Raw genomic sequence first — 2,662 nt, 5'->3', positions numbered from 1 at the left:
CGGCATACTGCGCCGCCAACGGATTTTGCAGGCGGATAGGATTGGTATTGGCAGCAAAGTCTTGCTCCCATTGCTCATCCACAAACGCATAGCTGACCACTTCGCGGTAACCGCGAGCCGCCATTTCATTATAAACCGCAAAACGCGGACGTTTGGTTTCAGGCAAAGCCAACATTTTCAGACGGCCTGAAGTATAGTCGTCGGGAATATTTTCATAACCGTAAACGCGGCCGATTTCTTCAATCAAATCGGCTTCGATTTCGATGTCGAAACGGAAGCTAGGAGAAGTGACACGGAAGCCTTCTGCAGTTTTCTCAGGCTTCAAACCCAAGTGTTGCAAGATAATTTCGACTTGATCGGCAGGGACTTCAACGCCCAATACCGTTTTCAGACGGCCTAAACGCAATTCGACCTGTTTTGCCTCGGGCAATTTGCCTTGTGCTTCAACCATTTCACCGGCTGCGCCACCACAAATCTGCAACACCAATTCGGTAGCACGCTCAATGGCATCAGCTTGCAAGCGGCAATCCACACCACGCTCAAAACGGAAAGAAGAATCCGAACCAAAACCGTATTGACGGGATTTACCTGCAATAATCTCCGGGGCAAACCAAGCAGCTTCCAACACAATATTTTGCGTCTCATCAGAAACCGCGCTTGCCTCGCCGCCCATCAAGCCGGCCAAGCTCAACGCACCTTTTTCATCAGCGACCACCAGTGTATTGTCCGCCAAAGTAACCGTCTTCTCATTCAGACACGCCAAAGTCTCACCATTTTGAGCACGGCGGACAATCAAGCTGCCTGACAGCTTGTCAGCATCGAAAACATGCATAGGCTGACCGATTTCCAGCATCACATAGTTGCCAATGTCCACCAATGCGGAAATGCTGCGGATACCGCTGCGTTCCAAACGTTGTTTCATCCAATCGGGTGTAGCCGCTTTCGCATTGACATTTTCAATAATGCGGCTGATAAAACGACCGCAATCGGCCGGTGTATCAATACGGACAGCCTGTTTTTTCTCACTGTCGATAGAGGCCGTCTGAATTTCAACAGGCGTAAACGCACATTGAGTCAACGCAGAAACCTCACGCGCAATACCCTTAACACTCAAGCAATCAGCGCGGTTAGGCGTAATTTTCAATGTAAACAGCGTATCGTCCAAATCCAAGTATTCACGGATATTGGTACCGACAGGCGCATCTTCAGGCAGAATGTGCAGGCCGTCTACACCGTCATCAGGCAAACCCAGTTCATTGGTCGAACACAGCATACCGTTTGATGGCACACCACGCATTTTAGTCGGCTTAATTTTGAAATTGCCCGGCAAAACGGCACCTGGCAACGAACACGGCACTTTAATGCCCGGCTTGACATTCGGCGCACCACAAACAATCTGAACCAACTCGCCCGTACCGGCATCAACTTGGGTAACGTTCAAACGGTCTGCATCAGGGTGTTTTTCAACGGATTTTACTTCGGCAACAACCACGCCACTGAAAGCAGGGGCAGCAGTATCGATTTCTTCCACTTCCAAACCGGCCATGGTCAAAAGATGTTCCAGTTTATCGGCAGAAAGATCAGGATTGGCTTGGGTTCTCAGCCATGAATAAGGAAATTGCATATTATTTTCTCTACTATCAGGCCGTCTGAAACAAATTTTTATCAGACGAAATCAGTAATATCTATTCACTTTTCAGACGGACTATCAAAAGACCATCTGAAATTTATTTAAACTGCTTCAAAAAGTTCAAATCGTTATCGAAGAATAAACGCAAGTCATTGACGTTGTAGCGCAACATGGCAAAGCGGTCGAGACCGATACCGAAAGCGAAACCGGTATATTTTTCAGGGTCGATATCGACGTTTTTCAACACGTTAGGATGTACCATACCGCAACCGCCGACTTCCAACCATTTGCCGTTTTCGCCCATGATGTCGATTTCGGCAGAAGGCTCGGTGAACGGGAAGAAAGACGGACGGAAACGTACTTGCAGGTCATCGCGTTCAAAGAAGCGACGGATAAAGTCAGTGAACACTGCTTTCAAGTCGGCAAAAGTCACACCCTCTTCTACCCACAAACCTTCGGCCTGATGGAACATAGGCGAGTGAGTGGCATCACTGTCCACGCGGTAAACGCGGCCGGGAGCAATAATGCGGATAGGTGGCTCTTTTTTGTCGAGCATATAGCGGATTTGAATAGGCGAAGTGTGTGTGCGCAAAACGTCGCCATTTTCAACATAGAAAGTATCTTGCATCGCACGCGCTGGGTGATTTGCAGGAATATTCAAGGCTTGGAAATTATGGAAATCGTCTTCGATTTCAGGGCCGTCCGCCACTTCAAAACCCATACCGTGAAACAGCTCAACCACACGTTGCAAAGTCAAAGTAACTGGATGCAAACCGCCATGTTCTTGTGCACGGCCCGGCAAAGTAATATCCAAGGCCTCTGCAGCCAATTGAGCTTGCAGCTTGGCTTCATTCAGGGCATCGCGTTTGCTATTAAATGCCGTCTGAAACTGATTTTTACATTCGTTGATGTGCGCGCCTATGGTTTTACGCTCTTCAGGAGACATTTGACCCAAAGTTTTCAAAAGTCCGGTCAATTCGCCGGTTTTACCAAGATAGCGTGCTTTAATTTGTTCTAAGGCATTGAAGTCTT

At 48.0% G+C, this 2,662-nt stretch carries 2 protein-coding genes; both read right to left on the bottom strand.

Annotation, left to right across the window (positions count from 1 at the left end; translation table 11 throughout):
• Positions 1 to 1,624, bottom strand: a 1,624-nt coding sequence (gene pheT / locus ACTHUE_RS14975) for a phenylalanine--tRNA ligase subunit beta (RefSeq protein WP_440423897.1), incomplete at its 3' end; no start/stop codon positions are given.
• A gap of 103 nt (positions 1,625 to 1,727) precedes the next feature.
• Positions 1,728 to 2,662, bottom strand: a 935-nt coding sequence (gene pheS, locus ACTHUE_RS14970; protein WP_440423896.1) for a phenylalanine--tRNA ligase subunit alpha, incomplete at its 5' end; no start/stop codon positions are given.

It is taken from the genome of Neisseria sp. P0021.S005 (assembly GCF_051956955.1).
The sequence above is the reverse complement of the archived record's forward strand: the minus strand, read 5'-3'. Positions and strand labels throughout refer to the sequence as shown.